Below are 21,054 nucleotides of genomic sequence, written 5' to 3' on the forward strand. Positions count from 1 at the left end.
GCAACCCGCGGACCTGCGCCGCGCGGCTTGCACCCGCCCCGTGACAGTGGGCGAACTCAGCTCGGCGGCAGGGTCAGCTCGATGCTTTCCCCCAACGACTCGTCCAGGCGCTGCAGCTCGCCATGGATGGCCGCCGCATCGTCGGCCAGGCGCTGGGCGATGGCGGCGAACTCCTGCTCGGCCTCGATAAAGGCCAGCACCACCGACGGATCGAAGCGCGTGCCACTGGCGGCGCCGATGCGCTGTTGGGCCTCGGCATGACTGACCGACTGGCGATAGGGGTGCTGGCTGGTCATCTCCTCGTAGTCGCCGACCAGCGCCATCAGGCGTGCGGCCAGGGGAATCTGCTCGCCGCGCAGGCCCTGCGGGTAGCCGCTGCCATCCCAGTTCTCGTGCTGGCTGTAGACGATGTCGCGGGCGTCGCGCAGGAAGTCCGGCACGCTGCCCAGCTTGGCCTCCGCCGCCAGCAACGCATCGCGCCCCGCCACCGCATGCCGGTGCAGCAGCTGCAGATCGTCGCCCTGCAGCGGCACCGGGCTGAGCAGGATGCGATCCGGCAGCACCAGCTTGCCGATGCCATGCAGCAGCGCCGACTTGCCCAGCTGGGCGATGCGCTCGGCGCTCAGCTCGGCGGCCAGCGCCGGCTGCTGGTAGGCCAGCGCCTTGGCCAGGGCGACCATGTACGGCTCGACCCGTGACAGGTGCTTGCCGTTGGGGTTGTCGCGCATCGCCGCCAGGCTGGCCATGGCCTCGATGGTCACTTCCTGCAGGCGCTGCATGTCGCGGGTGCGCCGGCGCACCTCCAGTTCCAGGTACTCGCTCTTGTCGCGCAGGAAGTCCGCGCTGGCCTTGAGCTGCAGCTGGGCGTGCACGCGGGCGAGGACGATCGGCGGGCTGATCGGCTTGGTGATGTAGTCCACCGCGCCCAGGTCGAAGCCCTGCTGCTCGTCGGCCACCTCGGTCTTGGCGGTGAGGAACACCACCGGGATGTCCGCCGTGGCCGGGTTCATCTTGAGCAGGCGGCAGACCTCGTAGCCGTCCATCTCCGGCATCATGATGTCGAGCAGGATCAGGTCCGGCTGCTGGCTGCCGGCGGCGATGCGCAGGGCCTTGAGGCCGTTGTTGGCCACCTTGATGCGGTAGCTGTCGGCCAGCAGTTCGCTCATCAGCTCCAGGTTTTCCGGCGTGTCATCCACCAGCAGTACCAGCGGCCGGTCGGGCCGGTCGAGCATGTCCACCATCATCCTTCCCCTTTGAGAGCGATACCGCGTTGTTGCGCCACCTGGCGCAGCAGAGCCAGGGCCCGCTCGAAATCGAAGCCATGCACCGCCGCGGCCAGCGGACCGTACTCATCATTAAAGGCGTTGCGCAGCAGTTCGGCCTGTTCGTCGAAGAGTTTTCCGGCACGCGGATCGTCGTCCTCGAACAGACGCTGCAGCTGCTGGCATAGCGGCGCCAGCTGCTGAGGATCGGCGCTACTCACCACGGCTGGCTGCAGCGCCCGAATGGCCGCCACCAGCGCCGTCAGGCTGCGCTCCAGTTCACCGAGCTGGGCCTCCAGCTCGTCGTGGCGGGCATCCTTGATCGCACTCTCGATGGCCGCCGCCTGGGTCGCCAGGTCCAGCGCGCCCAGGTTACCGGCCAGGCCCTTGAGGCTATGGGCCTCGCGCTCGGCGCTCTCCTGCTCGCCGGCGGCCAGGGCCTGGCGCAGGCGCGTGGCGCAGTCGGCCTGGCTGGCGGCGAACTTGTCCAGCAGGCGGCGGTACAGCTCCGGCTTGCCCAGCACCCTTCGCAGGCCGTTGGCCAGGTCGACGCCCGGCAGCTGCCAGTCCGGCAGCCCCGCCTGGGCCACGGCCGCCGTCGGCTTTTCGCTGGCGCGCAACCAACGCCCCAGGGTGACCCACAGCTCGCCGGGCTCGATCGGCTTGCCCAGGTGATCGTTCATCCCCGCCGCCAGGCAGCGCTCGCGGTCGGCGGGCATGGCATTGGCGGTCATCGCCACGATCGGCAGCGCGGCGAAGCGTGGCTCGCGGCGCAGCGCCTGGGTGGTGGCGATACCGTCCAGCACCGGCATCTGCATGTCCATCAGCACCAGGGCGTAGTGACCGTCGGCGGCGGCCTGCAGCATGTCGAGGGCGATCTGGCCATGCTCGGCCTGGTCGATCTGCAGGCCGCTCTCCTGCAGCAGGCCGCAGGCCACCTCGCGGTTCAGCTCGTTGTCCTCCACCAGCAGCACGCGCTGGCCGCTGAAGTCTGGCACCACCTCGCCCACCGGCAGGCGCGCGAAGCCCTGGGCCATGCCCGCGCCGCCCAGGCTGCGGATCACCGCATCGAACAGCAGCGAAGGATTGAGCGGCTTGAGCAGCACGTCCTCGATGCCCGCGCGCTCGGCGCCCAGCAGCACCTCCTCGCGGCCGAAGGCGGTCGCCATCAGCAGGTGCGGCGGCGGTTGCAGGCCCAGCTCGGCGACCTTGCGCGCCAGCTCCAGGCCATCCATGCCGGGCATCTGCCAGTCCAGCACCAGCAGCTCGAAGGGCTCGCGGCGCAGCACGGCCTCCTGCACCCGCTGCAGGGCCAGCTTGCCGGAGTCCACCGCATCGACGCGGAAGCTCATGCTCTCGAGCATGCCGCTCAGCACCTGGCGCGCGCTGTGATTGTCGTCCACCACCAGCACCCGGCGGCCACGCAGGTCGGCCTGGGCCAGCAGCCGCGGGCCCTGCTCGCCGGCGATGCCCAGGGGCACCCGGCACCAGAACAGGCTGCCGCGGCCGACCTCGCTCTCCACCCCGACATGCCCGCCCATGGCCTCGGCCAGGCTCTTGCAGATGGCCAGGCCGAGGCCGGTGCCGCCGTACTTGCGGGTGGTCGAGGTATCGGCCTGCTGGAACGACTCGAACAGGCGGCCGCGCTGCTCGGCGGTCAGGCCGATACCGGTGTCGCGCACGCCCATATACAACAGCAGGGAGTCGGCGCTGCGCTGCTCGGCGCGCAGGATCACCTCGACCTCGCCCTGCTCGGTGAACTTCACCGCGTTGTTGGCGTAGTTGATCAGGATCTGCCCCAGGCGCAGCGGGTCGCCCACCAGGTGCTGGGGCAGCTCGGGATCGAGGTTGAACACCAGCTCCAAGCCCTTGCCGCCGACCTTGTCGCCGATCAGCCCGGCGAGGTTCTCCAGCACCTGCTGCAGGTCGAAGTCGATGCGCTCGATGGTCAGCTTGCCGGCCTCGATCTTGGAGAAGTCGAGGATGTCGTTGATGATCCCCAAGAGGTGCTGGCCGGCCTGCTGGATCTTGCTCAGGTAGTCGCGCTGGCGCGGGTTGAGATCGGTCTTCATGGCCAGGTGCGACATGCCGATGATGGCGTTCATCGGCGTGCGGATCTCGTGGCTCATGTTGGCCAGGAAGTCCGACTTCAGCCGCGCCGCCTCCTCGGCCAGCTCCTTGGCCTTGGCCAGCTCGGCCTCGGTCTGCTTGCGCACGGTGATGTCGCGGCTGACGCCGACCAGGCCGAGCAGCTTGCCCTGGTCGTCGCGGAAGGTGGTGCGCAGGGTGTCGAACACCACCTGGCGCCCATCGGGATAGGTGACCTGGCCCTCGCTCTCGAACGGGTGCGGCCAGTTCATCGCCGTGCGGTCGTGCTCGGCGCGGGCCGCCGCCCAGGCCGGTGCCAGGAACTCGGTGTCGCGGCGGCCGACCACCTCGTCGTGGCTCTTGCCGAACAGCTCGGCGCAGGCCTGGTTGATGCCCATGTAGCGGCCCTTGGCATCCTTGAACCAGATCGGATCGGGAATCGCGTTGATCAGCGCCAGCAGCGTGCTGCGCTGGCGCTGGGCCTCGGCCTCGGCGCGCTGGCGCTCGGTGATCTGCACCGCCAGGCGGCGGTTCCACACCAGCACGAAGGCGATCAGCGCGACCAGGCCGACCAGGTAGGGCCAGCCGACCTGCAACAGGCGGCGCAGGTTGAAGGCGGTCAGCGGCGGCAGCCAGCGCTCCTTGATCGCCTCCTGTTCCTCGTCGCTGAGGCTGGCCAGCGCCTTGTCCAGCAGGGCGATCAGCTGCGGGTTGGTGCGGCGGGCGGCGAAGCGGAATTCACTGGTGGACAGGCCGGTCTCGCCACGCAGCTCCAAGTTGGTCAGGTTGAGCTCACGAATCAGGTAGCTGGCGACGATCATGTCGCCGACATAGGCATCGGCGCGCCCGGAGGACACGGCGCGTAACGCCGCCTCGGTGTCACGCACCTCGATGATGCGCACCTCCGGCACCGCCTCGCGCAGGCCCTGCTGCAGCACGTAGCCGCGCTCGATGGCCACCCGCTTGCCGGCCAGGCTGCCGATGCGCTGCACATCCACCTCCTCGCGGGTGAAGATCAGGCTGCTGCTGACCAGGTAGGGCTCGCTGAACGCCATGCTCATCTCGCGCTCCGGCGTGCGCGCCACCGACGGCAGCAGGTCGACGCGGTCGTCGCGCAGGGCCGCCAGCGCCGCATCCCAGTCCTCGACCAGCACCGGCTCCAGGCGCACGCCGAGGCGCTCGGCGAGCAGGGCCAGGTAATCACCGCTGAGCCCGCGATGGCGGCCCTGCTCGTCGATCACGTCGAACGGTGGCCAGCCACTGCGCTCGATGCCCACCCGCAGCACCGGGTGCTCGCGCAGCCAGGCGCGATCGGCCTCGTCCAGCTGCAGCGCAGCAGGCGCGGCCAGCGGCAACAGGCAGAGCAGGAGCAGGCAACAGAGACGCGGCATGGGGCGATCCTTGGCGGGCGAATGCGCTCTCAGCATAGGCTTTGAAAGTCAGATGCGGATTGGCAGCGCCAGCGCGCGGATCGACAATCGGCCCATACAGATTGAGGACCGCCACTGGGAGACCGCCATGCTCGACCAAGACCACTGCTGGCAGGCCGTGTGCGACCGCGACGCCGGCCACGACGGGCGCTTCTTCTTCGCCGTGAAGAGCACCGGCATCTACTGTCGCCCCAGTTGCCCGGCGCGCCGGCCACGACGCGACAACGTCAGCTTCCACAGCGATGCGGCCAGCGCCGAGGCCGCCGGCTTCCGCCCGTGCAAGCGCTGCTCGCCGACCGGCAAGAGCAGCGCCGAGCAGCTGGACGAGCTGGTGATCGCCGCCTGCCGCCTGCTGGAGAGCTGCGACACACCACCGACCCTGGACTGGCTGGCGACGCGCATCGGCCTGTCCGCCTCGCACCTGGCGCGCGCCTTCAAGGCCCGCACCGGGCTGACCCCGCGGGCCTGGTTCGATGCCCACCGGCGCCAGCGTCTGGAGGCAGCTCTGCCACGGGCCGGCTCGGTGCTGCAGGCGGCGCTGGACGCCGGCTATTCCGGCACCCGTGCGCTGTACGAGCAATCCGCCGGCCTGAGCCCGGCGCAGCGCCGGCAGAAAGGCGCCGGCGAAGTGCTGCGCTACGCCATCACCCTCTGCCCGCTGGGCCTGTTGCTGCTCGCCGCCAGTGACAAGGGCGCCTGCGCCCTGCTGTTCGGCGACGACGAGCTGGAGCTGGAGGCGGAGCTGCAGCAGCGCTTCGCCGCCGCCGAACTGCGCCGCGACCAGCGCGGCCTGCGCGACTGGCTGCGCGAGGTGGTGGCCCAGGTCGAGGAACCGAGCCGCGCCGCCAGCCTGCCGCTGGACATGCGCGGCACCGCCTTCCAGCAACAGGTATGGCAAGCCCTGCGCGGCATTCCAGCGGGGCAAACGCGGCGCTATGGCGAACTGGCCGAGCAGCTCGGCAGCCACGCCCGCGCCGTGGCCCGGGCCTGCGCCAGCAATCCGCTGGGCCTGCTGGTGCCCTGCCATCGGGTGATCGGTGCCAGCGGCGCCCTCACCGGCTATCGCTGGGGCGTGCCGCGCAAGCAGGCGCTGCTGGACAAGGAAGGCGCCTCCAGCGAGTAACGGACTTGCGAGGCGGCTGCTTCGGGCCGAAGCTATGCGGCCTGAAGGAGAGCCCATGGATATCGCCGAACTCACCCGCCGCCTGCACGCCATTCGTGACCACAACGACTGGCGCCGTTTCCACAGCCCGAAGAACCTGGCGATGGCCGCCAGCGTGGAGATGGCCGAGCTGGTGGAAATCTTCCAGTGGCTCTCCGAAGACCAGGCCCGCCAGCTCTCCGCCGAGCAGCTGGAGCACGCCGGCCAGGAGGTCGGCGACATCGTCCTCTACCTCCTGCTGCTATGCGCCGAGCTGGGCATCGACATGGAACAGGCGGTGCGCGCCAAGCTGGCCGACAGCGAGAGGCGCTTCCAGTGACCGACCGCCACTTCGACGAGCTGGCGACCCGTTTCGCCGAGAAGATCTACGGCGGCGCCAAGGGTGCGATCCGCCTGGCCGTGCTGCAGGCCGACCTCAAGGAAGCGCTGCCGGAGCGCCCGCTGCGGGTGCTCGACGTCGGCGCCGGCCTCGGCCACATGAGCCTGTGGCTGGCCCAGCGCGGCCACAGCGTGACCCTGGCCGAACCGGCCGAGCCGATGCTCGAGGGCGCGCGCCAGCGCTTTGCCGAGGCCGGGGTGGAGGCGCGGTTCATCCAGGCGCCCTGGCAGGATCTGCTCGGCCAGCTCACCGAACCCTACGACCTGGTGCTGTGCCACGCGGTGCTGGAGTGGCTGGCCGAGCCCCATGCCATCCTGCCGGTGCTGCACCAGTTGGTCGCCCCCGGCGGCTGGCTGTCGCTGGCCTTCTACAACAAGGACGCGCTGGTCTATCGCAACCTGCTCAAGGGCCACTTCCGCAAGCTGCGCAAGGAACGCTTCGCCGGCGTGGGGCAGAGCCTGACGCCGCAGAAGCCGCTCGATCCGCGCGAGCTGGCGGCGCAACTCGACGGCCACTGGCGGGTCGAAAGCCAGAGCGGCGTGCGCGTGTTCCACGACTACATGCCGAGCGAGTTCCAGGCCAAGGCAGAACTGGCCGACCTGCTGGAGATGGAGCTGGCGCACCGCCGCCACCCGAGCTTCGCCGGCCTCGGTCGCTATCTGCACTGGGTCTGCCGGCCCTTGTAGCCCGGATACAATCCGGGAGGGATTTGCCCGCCCCCCGGATTCCATCCGGGCTACGCTGAGCCAACCTCCGCATGATCCCGGAGCCATCATGAAAGCCTTAGTCGTCCTGCCGCTGCTCCTGTTGCTCACCGCCTGCCAGAGCGACAACCCCTATGTCGCCGGCGGTAACCCGCTGCCGCCGGCGCCGGCCAATGCAGCCAATCATTTCGATCACAGCGCCTACCCGGCGGCGCCGCGCGACTACGGCCGCTACCGCGACTGGAGCTGGCGCCAGCAGCCGGCCGGCAGCGCCTGGGCCGATGGAGCCCTGGTGGCCGAGGCAATCGGCGGCGGCCTGGACCAGCGCGGCCTACGCCCGGTGCGCGCCGGCAAGGCGGCCGACCTGCAGGTGAGCGCCTACCTGAGCCTGGAGCGCCGCCAGTACCAGGTGCGCGACGACTACGGCAGCTATTACGGCCACGGGCCCTACGGCGACCACTACGGCATGTACGGCAGCGTGCCGCTGGTACGCACCTACGAGGTGGAAGTGGCGGTGGTGCAGATCGAACTGTTCGACGGCGCCAGCGGCGAGCCGGTGTGGAACGGCAGCGCCGAGGCGCGCAGCGAGGGCAGCCAGAGCGAGCGCGCCGACGCCCTGCGCCGCGCCGTGGCAGACGCCCTCGGCACCTACCCGCCGGAGTGATGTCGGGCTTGCCGTACGGCCTCACTTGGAGTTCGATAGAGGCTCTACCTCGGAGGTTTCGATCATGTCCCCGCGTCTGTTGCTGATACCGGCCCTGCTGCTTCTCGCAGCCTGCCAGAGCGCCCGCGTCGAACGCGACTTCGATGCCAGTCGCGACTTCGCCGCCTACCGCAGTTGGAGCTGGCAGGAACCGGCCCTGCAGTACCGCCCGGACGATCCGCGGATCCAGAGCGACCTCACCGAGCAGCGCATCCGCAGCGCCGTCGGCGAGCAGCTCGACCAGCGCGGCCTGCGCCCGGCCCAGGCCGGCAGCGCCGGCGATCTCAAGGTGCAGGCCTGGCTGATCGTCGACGAGCGCCAGGACCAGGTCAGCACCAACTACGGTGGCTACTGGGGCGGTTACTGGGGAGGCGGCTGGGGCGGCCCAGCGTACACCGAGACCCGCACCGTGGACTACAAGGTGGCCACCATCCAGGTCGACCTGTTCGACGGCAAGGACGGCAAGCTGGTCTGGCGCGGCAGCGCCGAGCAGATCATGCGCCAGTCGCCGCCGAACCCGAGCGAGCGCGAGGCGGCCATTCGTGCCACGGTGGCCCAGGTACTGGCACAGTACCCGCCGCAATGAGCGATCCGCGGCTCAGCCATCGCCCGGCCAGTGATGCCGACCTCGACCAGGTGGTGCGTTTCGTGCGCAACGCCGACGAGCTGTTCTTCGCCTATCCCCGCGCCCACTGGCCATTGACCCGCGAGCAGCTGGCGGCAGCCTGTGCCGAACGCCAGGGCAGCACCCTGGCGTTGCTCGACGGACAGCCGGCCGGCTTCGCCAACTTCTACCAGAACGTGCCCGGCGAGTACTGCGCCCTGGGCAACCTGATGATCGCGCCCTGGGCGCGCAGCCAGGGCGTGGCCAGCTACCTGGTCGGCACGATGGAGCAGCTCGCTCTACGCGACTTCAACGCCTGCGAACTCAAGGTCTCCTGCTTCAACGACAATGCCGCCGGCCTGCTGCTTTATGCTCGCCTGGGCTATCGCCTGAGCGGCCTGGAACAACGCCAGCGCGGCGAGCAGCGGGTGGCGCTGCTGCAGTTCGTGAAGAGCCTGAAAAGCTGACCAGCAGGACAGCAAAGCGCATAATACCGGCCCCATTTCCTCTCGGAGACCGCCATGCCCAACTGGTGGCTACTCGCCCTGCCCCTACTCGCCGGCGCCGTGATGCCGCTGCAGGCCGGCATCAATGGCCAACTGGCCAAACACCTGTCCAGCGTCATGGCCGCCGCCCTGGTGTCGTTCCTGGTCGGCACCCTGGCGCTGCTGATCATCGTGCTGTCCCAGCGCGAGGTCGCCGGCCTGTCCGCCTTCAAGGGCCTGACCTGGTGGCACTGGAGCGGCGGCCTGCTCGGCGCCTTCTTCATCGCCACCGCGGCCTTCGCCGGGCCACGCATCGGCGCCCTGCTGTTCATGGTGCTGGTGCTAGCCGGCCAGCTGGGCATGGCCCTGGTGCTCGACCACAACGGCTGGGTAGGCTTTCGCGAGGCGCCCATCACCGCGGGCAAGGCGGTCGGGCTGGCGCTGATCATCGGCGGCGTCTGGCTCATTCGCCGCGGTTGACGACGGAATGCTGGCACATTGCTTTCCTTGCCCGCGCGGCAACGCTATGCTGCTGATATGCCGAATTTGTGATCACAGCAGCACATGGCCCCCGACGCGCTGTTTCCCCGCAACACCTCCTTCGCCCTTCTCCGGGAAAGCCAGGACACGCGCGTCCGTACGCGCCTGGGCGGCATCTACTACCTGCTCGCCTGGATTCTGACTTGGAGCTTCAGCGCCGCGCCCGGCTCCATGCTTGTGCTCGGCCTCGCCGCCACCGCGTTCTTCGCCCTGATGATGGTGATGCGCTGGCTGCATCGCCTGCCCGCCCACGAGAACAACGAATGCCTGCGCCAGTGGATCGACCGCCACTGGGCACTGATCCTGCTCACCAGCCTGGGCTGGGGCCTTGCCCATGCCTGGGCCCTGCTGCGTCCCGAATTCGAGCCGTCGCGGCTGATCGCCACCCTCAGCACCGTGGCCTTCAGCACCGCCATGGCCTTCAACTTCTCCATGCGCAAGCGGCGCTGCGTGGTCGCCATCCTGCTGCTGTACGCACCGGGCCTGGCGGTGCTGGCCTGGCAATGGCCCAGCCAGGAAGCCCTGGCGGTGACCCTGGCGTTCTACCTCAGCTACCTGCTGCTGGCGCTCAACCGCAGCCATCGCGAATACCACGCCACCCTGACCATGGAGCAGCAGCTGGTCGACCAGCGCGAACGCTACGAACAGCTCAGCCGCACCGACAGCCTGACCCAACTGGGCAACCGCCTGCAGTTCAACAGCCTGTTCCCGGCCATGGTCGCCAACGCTCTTCGCCAGGGCACGCCGCTGTCGCTGGTGCTGCTGGATATCGACTTCTTCAAGCGCATCAACGACGAGTACGGCCACAGCAGCGGCGACGCCTGCCTCAGCGACTTCGCCGAACGCATGCGCAAGGTGTTCCGCCGCGACAGCGACGCCCTGCTGCGCCTGGGTGGCGAGGAATTCGGCGTGCTGATGCCCGGCACCCCGCTGGACGAGGCCTGCCAGTTGGCCGAGCGCTTCCGCGTCGAACTGGCTACCCGCGGCTTCGAGCTGCACGGCCAGCGCCTGCCACTGACCACCAGCCTCGGCGTGGGCTGCCTGGACGCGAAGCGGAACGAGAGCGCCGAGGCCTTCTTCAAGCGCGTCGACGACGCCCTCTACCGGGCCAAGGCCGAGGGCCGCGACCGCCTGGCCCTGGCCCTCTCCTGAGCCTACTCGCCGACCTGGAACTCCACCCGCGCCGTCGCCCCACTCTGGTCCAGCAGACTGAGCTGGTAGAGCCCGGCCGCCGAGAGCTTCTGCTCGATGCTCTCGCCCGGCTGGCTCTCGCCCACCGGCGCGCCGTTGAGGAACCACCAGCGCGTGCCGCTACCGCCCAGGGCCGAGAGCTTGAGCTGCAACGGCCCGGCGCTGCTGGCCGGACGGCGCAGGCGATCACCCTCGCGCACCCCGACGATGGACAGCGGCGCCGCCGGCAGCGGCAATGCCGGCGGGCACTCGGCCGAAGCCGCCGGCAACCGCGCCGCGCGTCTCTCGCGGCGTGGCAGCCAGGGCTCCAGTGGCGCCGGCCACAAGGCGACCTGGGTTTCCCGCGCGCCCTCGCAGCTGGCTGCCACCTGACGGCCATGCGCATCCAGCCAGACCCGCTGACTCAAGCCCAACCCCAGCGGCTGGTCGGACGCCTGCAGGGTCGGCGGCGTGGTGCCGTCCAGGGTCCAGGCGAAACGTTGGCGCCGGCAGTTGGGATCGTTGCGCGCCAGCTCCTGGCCCAGCGGCCAGCAGATCGCCGCCACGCCGAGGCTCGCCGGCACTTCCTGCACCGGCGGCACCAGGCCGCGCTGGCGGTCGCGGTTGACCAGCAGATCGTGCACCTGCAGCAGCAGCGGTGCGGCCGAGGCCAGGCCGAACTGGCCCGGCACCGGCGTGCCGTCTGGCCGGCCGATCCACACCCCGATCAGGTGGCGCGGGCCGACGCCGATGGCCCAGGCGTCGCGGAAGCCGTAGCTGGTGCCGGTCTTCCAGGCCAGCACCGGACGCTGCACCAGCTCGGCCCGCGGATCGCGGTCCGGGCGTGCCTGGCCGGCGAGGATGCGCCGCACTATCCAGGCCGACCCGGGCGACAACAGGCGCCGTTCCTGCAGCGCGTCCTGCGGCTGCAGCCGTGGCCGCGCAGCCAGGCCGCCGCGGGCGAAGGCGCTGTAGCCGGCCACCAGCTCTTCCAGGCGACTGCCGGCGCCGCCGAGGATCAGCGCCAGGTTCGGCTCGGCGCCGGCCGGCAGCGCCAGCGGCACACCGGCACCGCGTAGCTCGCCGGAGAAGCGCTTCGGCCCGTAGGCCTCCAGCAGCTGTACGGCCGGCAGGTTGAGCGAGGTGGCCAGGGCCTCGCTGGCCGACACCGGGCCGATAAAGCCGGCGGCGAAGTTGCCAGGCCGGTAGTCGCCATAGCGCCGCGGTACGTCCTGCAGCAGCGATTCGGAGTGGATCAGCCCGGCGTCCATGGCCAGGCCGTAAAGGAACGGCTTTAGGGTGGAGCCGGGCGAGCGCTGGGCGCGGATCATGTCGACATGCCCGAAGCGGCGCTCGTCGCCGACATCCAGCGAACCCAGGTAGGCGCGCACCGCCATGCTCTCGCTGTCCACCACCAGGATGGCCGCCGAGGTGCGCTCCGGCAGGCGCGCACGCCAGCCCAGCAGCAGGTCCTCCAGGCGCCGCTGCAGATTGGCGTCGAGCGTGGTACGGATCAGCGGCGGGCTGCCCGCCACGTTGAGCCGCCGCGCCAGCAAGGGTGCCAGGTCGGGCTCGCGGCGCGGCGCCAGCAGCACCGGCTCCTGCAGCGCCTCGTCCACCGCCGACTGCGGCCATTGCTGGAACTGCGCCAGGCGCCGCAACACCTTATCCCGTGCGGCCTGGGCGCGTTCGGGATGCCGGTCCGGACGCAGCCGGCTGGGCGCCTGCGGCAGCACGGCGAGCAGCGCCGCCTCGGCGCGGGTGAGCTGGCTCGGCGACTTGCCCAGGTAGGCCCAGCTGGCCGCCGCTACGCCCTGCAGGGTGCCGCCGAACGGCGCGCGGTTCAGGTACAGGGCGAGTATCTCGTCCTTGGACAGGTGCCACTCCAGCTGCAGGGTGCGCCACAGCTGCTTGAATTTGCCGCCCAGGGTCCGCTCGTGCGGATCGAGCAGGCGCGCCACCTGCATCGACAAGGTGCTGCCACCGGACAACACGCGCCCGCCACTGAGGTTCTGCCAGGCGGCGCGGCCCAGGGCCAGCGGGTTGACCCCGGGGTGCTTGTAGAACCAGCGGTCCTCGTAGGTCAGCAGCGCCTGCAGGTAATAGGGCGACACCTCGGCCGGCGCCACCGGGTAGCGCCACACGCCGTCGGCATCGGCGAAGCGCCACAGCGGCGTGCCGTCCTCGGCCAGCACCACGCGGGCCAGGCCATCCTCCGGCAGCGGCAGGGGAAACAGCCGGTCGGCTGCCCACAACCCCAGCAGCAGGGCGAGCGGCAGCCCCAGCCAGGGCCGGCGCAGGAGCCGCCAGAGGCGCTGAAGGGGCGGTATGTTCATCGGCTCGGGTACTTCGCCATGGCTGGGTTCGGACGCAACGGGGGGAACTCGGCTCGGGCCCGTGCAGCCCAAGCTTGAGGATCACCGGCAGAGTGTAAGGAAGGATCAATGGGAACCGAGAGCTTCTTCGAGCGACTGGGCGAGATACTGGGCAACTTCATTCGTGTCCTGGTCGAGGCCCTGACCGGCTTCTTCCGCATGATCGGTCAGGCCGGGGCCAACTTCATCGACGGGCTGTCCCGCTCGCTGGGCATGGACCCGAACTGGATCAGCATCCTGGTGCTGATCATCGGCCTGCTGTTGCTATTCAGCGCTATACGCGCCTTCCTGCGCGGCTCGATCATCTGGGGCCTGATCGTCCTGCTGCTGGCGCTCTGGGTGCTGAGTCTGCTGATCGGCTGAGCCTGCTGCTGGATTGGCGGCCCCGGCGCGTGCCGGGGCCGCCATCACTCAGCGTTCGCGCACCACTAGCTGTGCCGGTGCAGCGCCCACCGCGTTCCACGCCGGCCGGTACATCGACTCGACCTGCGGCGGCGGCACCCGGTAGGTGCCGGGGGTGACGGCGCGGGCCAGGTACAGCAGGTGGGTGGTGTCGTAGCCGTTCACATCCAGAGCGGCGACGAAGCGGTCGTCGCGGAACTCCTGGTGCTTGATCGCGGCGTTCTGCATCGACTTCTGCCACTCCTTCACCGCGCTGCTGGCGTCATCCAGGCTGGCGGCGCTCTGCGCCAGGTTCTGGTTCTCCAGCTCCAGGCCGGCTGGCAGCAGGTCCACCACCAGGGCGTCGGGCACCCGCTCCTCGGCGCGCACGGCCAGGTGCACCAGCACCAGTTGGCCGCTGGCCAGGTTGCCCAGGTCCAGTGGGCGACCGTCAAGACCGTAGAAGCCGCGCTCGATGCTGAGGTTGTTGCCGCGCGCCGCTGGTGCCGAGGTCGGGTAACCGGAGATGGTCAGCTGCTGGTAGAGCTTGTCGGCGAAGCCGGTGCTCAGGCTCAGCGGCTCGCTCAGGCTGGCGCCCTCCAGCTTCAGCGCCGGCTGGCCGTTGCTCAGCTCGCGCACCTGGCCGCCGGCTTCGAGCACGGCGTTCCAGCTCTTCTCCGGGGTCTTGATCAGGCCACGGCCGGCGAGGAACAGGGCGTTGCGCTCCTGGGTCGACAGGTAGTCCTGCAACGCGCGCTCCTCGGCCAGGCTGAACAGCAGCTGGTCACGGCTGCCGGCGGCCAGGTCGTTCTCCTCCAGCAGGGCGTAGATCAGCGCCCGGTCACGCAGCGGGCTGCCGTAGTCGGCCAGCCACTCCTGGCGCTGGCGGCCGAGTCCCAGGCCGAGGGCCAGGGCTTCGTCGGCGCGCGGCTTGTCGCCCATCTTCTGCAGGGCCACGGCCAGCTGCACCAGCGGCAGGCCGGACTTGGCGTCGCCACGGCGGTCGTACAGCGCGCGCAGGCTGCCCAGCGGCGCCTGTTGACTGCGCGCCAGCACCAGGCCGGCGTAGGCCTGCACGGCGAAGCGGGTGTGGTCGAGGTTGTCGCTGTAGCCGGCGTCGACCAGCTGGCGGTCCTGCAGGTAGCGCAGCAGGCGCTCGCTGGCCTTTTCCAGCGCCTCCGGCGGCACGGCGAAGCCCTGCTCGCGGGCGCGCAGGAGGAAGTCGGTGACGTAGGCGGTCAGCCAGAACTCCTCGTCGCTGTCCGAACCCCACAGACCGAAGCTGCCGTTGTAGCGCTGCATGCCGAGCAGGCGCTCGATGCCGATCTCGATGGAGTTGCGCCGCTTTTCTTCCGGCTCGCCCTCCAGGCCGAGTTTCTTCAGCGTCGCGGCATCGGCATAGAGCGACGGATACAGCCCGCTGGTGGTCTGCTCCAAGCAGCCATAGGGATAGGCCCGCAGCGCCTGAATCTGCTCGGCCAGGTTCAGCGGCGGACGGCTGGAGACGCTGAGCAGCGCCTCGCGCCCGGCCGGTTCGAAGGCTGCCAGGGTGCCGGCCGGCAGTTGCCAGCTGTCGCCCTGCAGCACGCTGCGCAGGTGCTTCTGCTGCGCCGGCCAGGCCGAGCGCACGCCGATGCGCCACTCGCGGCTGAAGGCCGGCAGGTTCTCGCCCGGCAGGCTCAGGCCGTTGACCTTGACCCGCAGTACACCGGCGCCATAGCCGCCGACGGCCCGCACCGGAATGCGCAGGGTGTGGCGCTGGGCCTGGTCGAGAGCCAGTGGTGCGCTGTGGCCGGCGGGGTTCGCCAGGCTGAGCTGGCCTTCGGCCTCGATCTGCACCTCGAGCTGCTGTGCGGCTCCGGAAAGGTTGGTCAGGTCCAGGGCCACGCTGGTCTCGTCGCCACCGGCGAGGAAGCGCGGCGCCGACAGCTCGGCCACCAGCGGCGCGGCGACCACCGTCTTGCCCTCGCCCATGCCATAGCGCTCGTCGGTCCAGGCCTGGGCCATCAGGCGCAGTTCGCCGTTGAAGTCGGGGATGTCCAGGCTGACGTCACCTTCGCCCTGGGCGTTCAGCTCGATCGGTACGCTCTGCAGCGCGACGATGGTGACGCTGGTGTCCGGGCGCTTGCCGCCCTTGGCCAGCGCCGCGTCGCCACCGAAGGCCAATTTGGCCAGGCGACCCTGGCCGGCCTCGATCAGCTGGCCGTAGACGTCGAGCTGGTCGACGCCATAGGCCTTGCGGCCGAACAGCTCGGCGAACGGGTCGGGCGTCTTGTACTCGGTGATGTTGAGGATGCCGACGTCCACCGCCGCCACCAGCACGTTGACCTTCTGCGCCGCGCTGCCGTCGGCGTTCTTCGCCTGCACCTTGACCTTCAGCGGCTGCTGCGGACGCATCTTCTCCGGCGCGGTCAGGCTGACCTGCAGCTGGCGCGGCGCACGGTCGAACGGCAGGTGCAGCAGGCCCACGGCGCGCTTGGGCGTGGCATTGGCCTTGCGCTCGCCGGGGCGGATCACCAGTGCGCTGACGTACAGGTCATGTCGCGCCCAGTCCTTGGCCAGGGGGATATCGAAGCTCTTGCCCTCGGCGGGCACCTCGATCTCTTCCCACCACAGCGGGCCGTCGCTGGACTCGACCATCAGGTAGCCGCTGCCGCCGGACGGCGGCGTGACGGTGACCTTGGCCGTGTCGCCGGCAGCATAAGCGGGCTTGTCCAGCGCCAGCTTGACCTGGTCCGGGCGCACCGCGCCGCCTTCGGTGTTGTCCTGCCAGGAGTAGCCGGCCCAGAAGCGCAGGCTGCTGGTGATGTCGGTCTCGGGGTCGGTGACCTCGATGCGGTAAGGGCCCCACTCCACCGGGAAGCTGACCTTGGCGGTGCCGCCGGCGGCGACCTTGATGCTCTCCTCGCCTAGGTTGAGGAACTTCTCGTTGTAGTGGTAGTTCCAGCCGTCGCTCTCCGAGAAGCTCCAGTAGTAGTCGCGGCGCTCGCGGATCAGGCGCACCTGCAGGTTGTCGCTGGCCAGTTTGTTGCCGGTCGGGTCGGCCAGCAGCACTTCGAATTCGGCCAGGCCGTCGCCATCCACGTTCTCGCCGTCGAACAGGCCGCGCAGGCCCGGCAGGCGCTCGGCCGGCCACACCGGCTGCACCAGGCGGCGGGTGATCGGGCGACCGCCGGACTCCTGCAGGCTGGCCTGGAGGATCAGCTGCAGCGGCGACTTGGCCTCGGCCCAGCGGTTTTCCACGCCAACCGTCGCCTTGCCCTGGGCGTCCAGGGTGGTCTCTTCCAGCTCCAGGTCCTGGCTCAGTTCCTCCTCGGTGACCGAGCCGAACTGGTAGCCGGGCAGCGCCTTGACCGCCTCGCGCAACGGGCGCACGTAGACCTGGCCGGTGAGGCGATTGCCGGAAGCCGGCGCGCCATAGAGGTAGCGGCCTTCGACCTGGAAGCGTGCCTCGTCGCTCGGTTTGATCGGGCTGTCGCTACCTTTCAGTTCCAGGGCCAGGCGCTCGGGGAGGAAGTCCTCGACGAGGAATTCATAGATCTGCTGGCGACCGCCGCCGAAGTCGAACAGCAGCTGCCAGCGCCCGGTCGGCGCCTCGCCGGCCAGCTGCAACTTGTACTGGTACAGGCCGTTGTCACCCGGCTCCCAGACGAACTTGCGGCTGACCTGCTCGTCGGGCCGGCGCACTTCCACATTGACCGGTTGCGGCTTCACCGCGCGGCCATCGGCATCGCGCAGCAGGGCGTTGAGCAGGACCAGCTCGCCCGGGCGATACAGGTCGCGCGGGCCAAACACGAAGAACTGCAGCGGGTTGGCCACCGCACCGGCGATGTCGAACTCGGCCAGGTCCAGGGCCGGGCTGCCGAGGTTGAGCAGGCTGGTCTGCTCGCCCTGACGGGCGATCAGCACGGCGGCCTTGTCCGGCAGCGGCAGTTCGGCATGGCCGGCATCGTCGGTCTTGGCGCTGGCCAGCACCTGGCCATTGCCGCCAAGCAGTTGGACCTCGACGCCCTCCAACGCCTTGCCGCCTTCCAGGGCCTGGGCGAAGGCGTCCAGACGACCGTGGTAGCGGTGCACGGACAGGCCGATGTCGCTGAGGGTGAACAGGCTCGCCGGTTGCGAATAGTTGTAGGTGCCCGCCTGGCGCATCACCGCCAGGTACACGCCGGGCTGCTTGAAAGGCTCCAGGCCGGCGATCGGCAGCAGCAGGGTCTCGCGGGTGTTGCGCGCCGGATTGAGGTCGAAGCGCCCGCTGTAGACCAGCTCGGCCATCGGCAGCAGCTCGCGCGATTGCCAGGTGTCCAGGTTGGAGCTGCGGCCCCACTGGGCGAGGAAGTTAGGCAGCGACTCCTGCTTGATGCGGAAGAACTCGACGTTGACCTTGTCGACGTTCAGCGCGATCACCGGCAGGCCTTCGGCCAGGCGGGTCGGCAGCAGCGAGCCGCGACTGGCGAAGCCGACGGTGGGTTGCAGGTCACGGGTGTCGATGGTGGCGCTGTATTCGGCGGCCAGTTCGCTGCCGTTGATCGCGCGCAGGCCGCGGTCGACCGACAGCACCAGGCTGCGCTGCGGCTCCAGGTGGCGCAGGCGCAGCTCCATCAGGTTGTCGGACAGCTCCCAGGCGCCGTCGACCTTGCCGGTCTTCTTGTCCACCAGATGCAGCTTGGCGGCGAAGTCCTGCTCCGGGTCCAGCGGCACGCTGAAGCTCACCGACAGGGTGCTGGCGCCGTCCAGCTGCACTTCCGAGGCGTCCGCCACTGTGAGCTCACGGCCGGCATAGCGCTTGCCCAGCTCGGCCTTGTCCAGCGCCGGGCGGGCGGCGTCCTGCTGGGCTGCCGGCTTGCCCGGTTGGGGCGCCGCAGGGGTGTCGGGGGTGGAGGAATCGCAGGCGCTCAGCAAGCTGAGCGCGAATGCCAGAAACAGTCCTTTGTACCGCATGGCGGGGCCTCGCGCAGATATCTGAGGCCCAGCACTATAGCCGAGCGCCGGCGCTCTTACAGGCGAAAGCGTCCCACTTGTGCGCTGAGGGCCTGGGCCAGATCCTGCAGCGCCTGGCAGTTATCCCGGCAGGAGGCGACTTCGCTGGCGGTGGAGTGGGCCAGGTCGGCGATGCCCTGCACGTTGCGGTTGATTTCCTCGGTGACCGAGCTCTGTTCCTCGGTCGCCGTCGCCACCTGATGGTTCATGTCGCTGAGACGCTCCACCTGGCCGGCAATCGACTCCAGCGCGCGACCGGTGCTCTGGCTGGCCTCGACACCGGTGCCGGTGGCCTGCTGGCCGGCCTGCATGGAGCTGACCGCCGCCTCGGCGCCCTGCTTGAGGCGCAGGATCATCTGCTGGATCTCGTCGGTGGAGTTCTGCGTGCGGCTGGCCAGGGTGCGGACCTCGTCGGCCACCACGGCGAAACCACGACCCTGCTCGCCGGCGCGGGCGGCCTCGATGGCGGCGTTGAGCGCCAGCAGATTGGTCTGCTCGGCGATGCCGCGGATCACCGCCAGCACCTGGTCGATGGAGGCCACCTGGGTGGCCAGCTCGCCGACCGCCCCAGCCGCCGTGCCGATCTCCCCGGACATGCGCTGGATATGCGCGATGGAGCCGCTCACCTCGCTGCGGGCGCTGGCGGCCTCGTCGCGCGCCTTCTGCGAGACCTCCGCGGCGGAGCCGGCGTTGCGCGCGATCTCCTGCACGGTCAGGCCCATCTCGTGCACCGCGGTGGCCACCAGGTCGGTCATGTCCTGCTGCTGGCCGGAGCGCAGCGCGGTGTTTTCCACCACGCGCGCCACCTGGGCAACCGAGTCGCGCAGTTTGTCGCTGGTGGCCAGCACCTCGCCGATCAACTGCCGCTGGCCCTCGAGGAAGCGGTTGAAGCCGCGGGCCAGATCGCCCAGTTCGTCGGCGCGTGACTCGTCCAGGCGGCGGGTCAGGTCGCCGCCTCCACCGCCGATTTCCACCAGCGCCTGAGTCACCCGGCGGATCGGCCGCACCAGGCCACGGGCTAGCAATACCACCAGGCCCAGGCAGAGCAGCGCCACGCCGGCGCCGATCAGCGCGGTCACCAGCAGCGCCTGACGCGCCTCGCCGTATACCTGCTGTTCCGGCAGCTCCGCCACCAGCTGCCAGTCCAGAGACTGCAGCGGCATGGCCATGGCCAGGAAGGCCTCGCCATCGCGCTCGAAACGCTGGGCCTGGCCGGCCTTGCCGACCAGCGCCTGTGCCGCCTCGGTGCCGACCAGCTCACTGAGACTGCGCTTGTCACTGATCTGCGCATCCGGGTGCACCTTGACCCGGCCGCTGGCATCCACCAGATAGACGCGTCCGGCCTCGCCCAGGTGGAAGCCGCGCACCAGGTCGGACATGGCACTCAGGCTCAGGCCCAAACCGCCAACACCGAGGGTGCGACCGCCGGCCTGGATGCGCTGGTTGATGAACAGGGTCGGTACCGCCGTGGACCTGTCGATATCGATGGACAGCGAGCGCGCCTCGCCGCTGTCGATGAAGTCGTAGAACCAGGCATTGCCCGGCTCGCGGGTGAGGGTGCGATCCAGACCCTTGCCGGTGAAGTAGTTGCCGGACTCCAGCGCCACCACGAAGGTGGTCAGCGCGCTGTTGGCGTCCTGCTCCTGCTTCAGGTAACGCACGATGGCTTCCTGCCGGGCCGGATCCTCGCCCTCCTGCAGCCAGTCGGCCAGCAGGCTGTTGCCGGCGATGCTGCGGGCGGCGGTCAGCGGCTCGCCGAGCACCCGTTCCAGGTCGTTGCGCACCGCCTCCACCCGTGCCGGCAGCTCGCCGTTGACCAGGTAGCGTTCGATCTGGCGGTTGGCCACCCCGGAGTAGATGACGATGACGATCAGCACGCTGACCATCAGGGCCGCGCCCATGCTGAGGATCAATTGCCACTGGATGCTGCTGCGCCAGAACCCCATTTTCCGCTCCTCGACTTCGACCACTGCCTGAGGCCCGACCGCAGCCCGTGTAGCTGGCTATATCGACCGACTTGCGGTTGTGCTTGAGTAGAACCGGAGTGGGGGTCGCAATCTGCACGATAGACCAAACCGCAGGACCTGGAGAAAGCCCCCGCAACACACGGCCGGCGCCGCCTGCAGCACAACGCGGAGCCTCGCCTGCCCGACGCGGCCAAAGAGTGGAGCGGGTGCGCTGGATCAGGCGCTCAGTTCACACAGCCGGGCATTGGGCGCCAGCCGGAAGAACTCCTCGATCGGCAGGCGCACCAGGTTCTGGTGGTCGCCGGCCTCCAGGTAGATGTCGGCCTGGCGCGCCAGCACCGGGTCGATCAGCATGCCCATGCCGTAGGCCTCACCCAGGGCGGGAATGGCGCCGCGTTCGCAGTCCTTGAACAGGCCGCCGAGGCTCTGTTCGCTGGTCAGCTGCCAGCGCCAGGGACCGCTGCGCACCTTGCCCAGATCGAGCTGGCGGTTGGCCGGCAGCACGGCCATCAGGTAGTGGCCGCGACGGTCGTCGAGGATCACCGGCTTGGCCATGCGCGTGGCGGGAATGCCGGCCTTGCGCGCCGACTCCAGGCTGGTCGCGGAATGCTCGTGCTCGACCAGATCGAAATGACAGTCGGCCCGCTTCAGGCTGCGGGCCAGGGTTTCGGCCATGTGCATGATCCACCTCGACTGCTGTGGCACCGGTAGTATCAGTCTAGCCGTGCCGCTGCCGTCACCCATGGCAGCGCATGCAACGCTTGCTGCTATCGAGGCCCGCGCATAGTCGCTCTGGCGCTATGCCGGCGCGCCTATAATTCGGCCTT

At 69.7% G+C, this 21,054-nt stretch carries 15 protein-coding genes; 9 read left to right on the top strand and 6 right to left on the bottom strand.

Translation table 11 applies throughout. The annotated features are described in order from the left end of the window. Positions 1–56: 56 nt before the first annotated feature. Both OH686_RS07320 and OH686_RS07325 read right to left on the bottom strand, forming a co-directional pair. Positions 57–1,241, bottom strand: coding sequence for a response regulator (locus OH686_RS07320; protein ID WP_289537309.1), 1,185 nt, complete (start codon positions 1,239–1,241; stop codon positions 57–59). Further along, positions 1,241–4,741, bottom strand: coding sequence for a response regulator (locus tag OH686_RS07325; protein WP_289537311.1), 3,501 nt, complete (start codon positions 4,739–4,741; stop codon positions 1,241–1,243). Before OH686_RS07325 ends, OH686_RS07320 begins: the two co-directional genes overlap by 1 nt. Positions 4,742–4,868: 127 nt before the next feature. Between OH686_RS07325 and ada the strand changes: the two genes are divergently transcribed. The 8 genes from ada (at position 4,869) to OH686_RS07365 (ending at position 10,509) form a co-directional block, all read left to right on the top strand. Then, positions 4,869–5,903, top strand: coding sequence for a bifunctional DNA-binding transcriptional regulator/O6-methylguanine-DNA methyltransferase Ada (ada, locus tag OH686_RS07330; RefSeq protein WP_289537313.1), 1,035 nt, complete (start codon positions 4,869–4,871; stop codon positions 5,901–5,903). A gap of 55 nt (positions 5,904–5,958) precedes the next feature. Further along, the gene (locus OH686_RS07335; RefSeq protein WP_192396625.1) at positions 5,959–6,261 is read left to right on the top strand and encodes a nucleotide pyrophosphohydrolase; all 303 of its coding nucleotides are present in this window, start codon (positions 5,959–5,961) and stop codon (positions 6,259–6,261) included. Further along, a complete protein-coding gene (locus tag OH686_RS07340; protein WP_289537316.1) occupies positions 6,258–7,007 on the top strand; it encodes a methyltransferase domain-containing protein in 750 nt (249 codons plus the stop codon). The genes OH686_RS07335 and OH686_RS07340 overlap by 4 nt, the downstream gene beginning before the upstream one ends. Positions 7,008–7,095: 88 nt before the next feature. Beyond that, on the top strand, positions 7,096–7,689 hold the full coding sequence (locus OH686_RS07345) for a DUF4136 domain-containing protein (protein WP_289537319.1): 594 nt from the start codon (positions 7,096–7,098) through the stop codon (positions 7,687–7,689). Positions 7,690–7,753: 64 nt separating this feature from the next. Next, positions 7,754–8,314: a DUF4136 domain-containing protein gene (locus OH686_RS07350; protein ID WP_289537321.1), complete on the top strand. Its 561-nt coding sequence runs from the start codon at positions 7,754–7,756 to the stop codon at positions 8,312–8,314. Next, positions 8,311–8,799 (top strand): GNAT family N-acetyltransferase, encoded by a 489-nt coding sequence (locus OH686_RS07355; RefSeq protein WP_289537323.1) that lies wholly within the window; start codon positions 8,311–8,313, stop codon positions 8,797–8,799. The genes OH686_RS07350 and OH686_RS07355 overlap by 4 nt, the downstream gene beginning before the upstream one ends. 54 nt (positions 8,800–8,853) lie before the next feature. Continuing rightward, the gene (locus tag OH686_RS07360) at positions 8,854–9,297 is read left to right on the top strand and encodes a DMT family transporter (protein ID WP_289537325.1); all 444 of its coding nucleotides are present in this window, start codon (positions 8,854–8,856) and stop codon (positions 9,295–9,297) included. An 84-nt stretch (positions 9,298–9,381) separates the two neighbouring features. Beyond that, a complete protein-coding gene (locus tag OH686_RS07365) occupies positions 9,382–10,509 on the top strand; it encodes a GGDEF domain-containing protein (RefSeq protein ID WP_289537328.1) in 1,128 nt (375 codons plus the stop codon). A gap of 2 nt (positions 10,510–10,511) precedes the next feature. On the opposite strand, the gene pbpC is transcribed toward OH686_RS07365, so the two are convergent. After that, positions 10,512–12,863, bottom strand: coding sequence for a peptidoglycan glycosyltransferase PbpC (gene pbpC, locus OH686_RS07370; RefSeq protein WP_289537331.1), 2,352 nt, complete (start codon positions 12,861–12,863; stop codon positions 10,512–10,514). 108 nt (positions 12,864–12,971) lie between these two features. Between pbpC and OH686_RS07375 the strand changes: the two genes are divergently transcribed. Next, the gene (locus OH686_RS07375) at positions 12,972–13,265 is read left to right on the top strand and encodes a hypothetical protein (protein ID WP_289537333.1); all 294 of its coding nucleotides are present in this window, start codon (positions 12,972–12,974) and stop codon (positions 13,263–13,265) included. 48 nt (positions 13,266–13,313) lie between these two features. Here the strand turns inward: OH686_RS07375 and OH686_RS07380 are convergent, their stop codons facing one another. The 3 genes from OH686_RS07380 to OH686_RS07390 form a co-directional block, all read right to left on the bottom strand. Beyond that, positions 13,314–18,221, bottom strand: coding sequence for an alpha-2-macroglobulin family protein (locus tag OH686_RS07380; protein ID WP_289537335.1), 4,908 nt, complete (start codon positions 18,219–18,221; stop codon positions 13,314–13,316). A gap of 56 nt (positions 18,222–18,277) precedes the next feature. Continuing rightward, positions 18,278–20,206, bottom strand: coding sequence for a methyl-accepting chemotaxis protein (locus tag OH686_RS07385; RefSeq protein ID WP_289537337.1), 1,929 nt, complete (start codon positions 20,204–20,206; stop codon positions 18,278–18,280). Positions 20,207–20,443: 237 nt separating this feature from the next. Continuing rightward, positions 20,444–20,908: an aminoacyl-tRNA deacylase gene (locus OH686_RS07390; RefSeq protein WP_289537339.1), complete on the bottom strand. Its 465-nt coding sequence runs from the start codon at positions 20,906–20,908 to the stop codon at positions 20,444–20,446. Between the last annotated feature and the right edge of the window lie 146 nt (positions 20,909–21,054).

The sequence above is a fragment of the Pseudomonas sp. SO81 genome, from assembly GCF_030374125.1.
Taxonomy (GTDB): Bacteria; Pseudomonadota; Gammaproteobacteria; order Pseudomonadales; family Pseudomonadaceae; genus Aquipseudomonas.

Bases quoted from the DNA above. Each gene is read 5' to 3' on its own strand.
- pbpC (WP_289537331.1), bottom strand. From the start codon at position 12,863: ATGAACATACCGCCCCTTCAGCGCCTCTGGCGGCTCCTGCGCCGGCCC.
- OH686_RS07375 (WP_289537333.1), top strand. From the start codon at position 12,972: ATGGGAACCGAGAGCTTCTTCGAGCGACTGGGCGAGATACTGGGCAAC.
- OH686_RS07385 (WP_289537337.1), bottom strand. From the start codon at position 20,206: ATGGGGTTCTGGCGCAGCAGCATCCAGTGGCAATTGATCCTCAGCATG.
- ada (WP_289537313.1), top strand. From the start codon at position 4,869: ATGCTCGACCAAGACCACTGCTGGCAGGCCGTGTGCGACCGCGACGCC.
- OH686_RS07335 (WP_192396625.1), top strand. From the start codon at position 5,959: ATGGATATCGCCGAACTCACCCGCCGCCTGCACGCCATTCGTGACCAC.
- OH686_RS07345 (WP_289537319.1), top strand. From the start codon at position 7,096: ATGAAAGCCTTAGTCGTCCTGCCGCTGCTCCTGTTGCTCACCGCCTGC.
- OH686_RS07325 (WP_289537311.1), bottom strand. From the start codon at position 4,741: ATGCCGCGTCTCTGTTGCCTGCTCCTGCTCTGCCTGTTGCCGCTGGCC.
- OH686_RS07355 (WP_289537323.1), top strand. From the start codon at position 8,311: ATGAGCGATCCGCGGCTCAGCCATCGCCCGGCCAGTGATGCCGACCTC.
- OH686_RS07390 (WP_289537339.1), bottom strand. From the start codon at position 20,908: ATGCACATGGCCGAAACCCTGGCCCGCAGCCTGAAGCGGGCCGACTGT.
- OH686_RS07320 (WP_289537309.1), bottom strand. From the start codon at position 1,241: ATGGTGGACATGCTCGACCGGCCCGACCGGCCGCTGGTACTGCTGGTG.
- OH686_RS07350 (WP_289537321.1), top strand. From the start codon at position 7,754: ATGTCCCCGCGTCTGTTGCTGATACCGGCCCTGCTGCTTCTCGCAGCC.
- OH686_RS07380 (WP_289537335.1), bottom strand. From the start codon at position 18,221: ATGCGGTACAAAGGACTGTTTCTGGCATTCGCGCTCAGCTTGCTGAGC.
- OH686_RS07360 (WP_289537325.1), top strand. From the start codon at position 8,854: ATGCCCAACTGGTGGCTACTCGCCCTGCCCCTACTCGCCGGCGCCGTG.
- OH686_RS07365 (WP_289537328.1), top strand. From the start codon at position 9,382: ATGGCCCCCGACGCGCTGTTTCCCCGCAACACCTCCTTCGCCCTTCTC.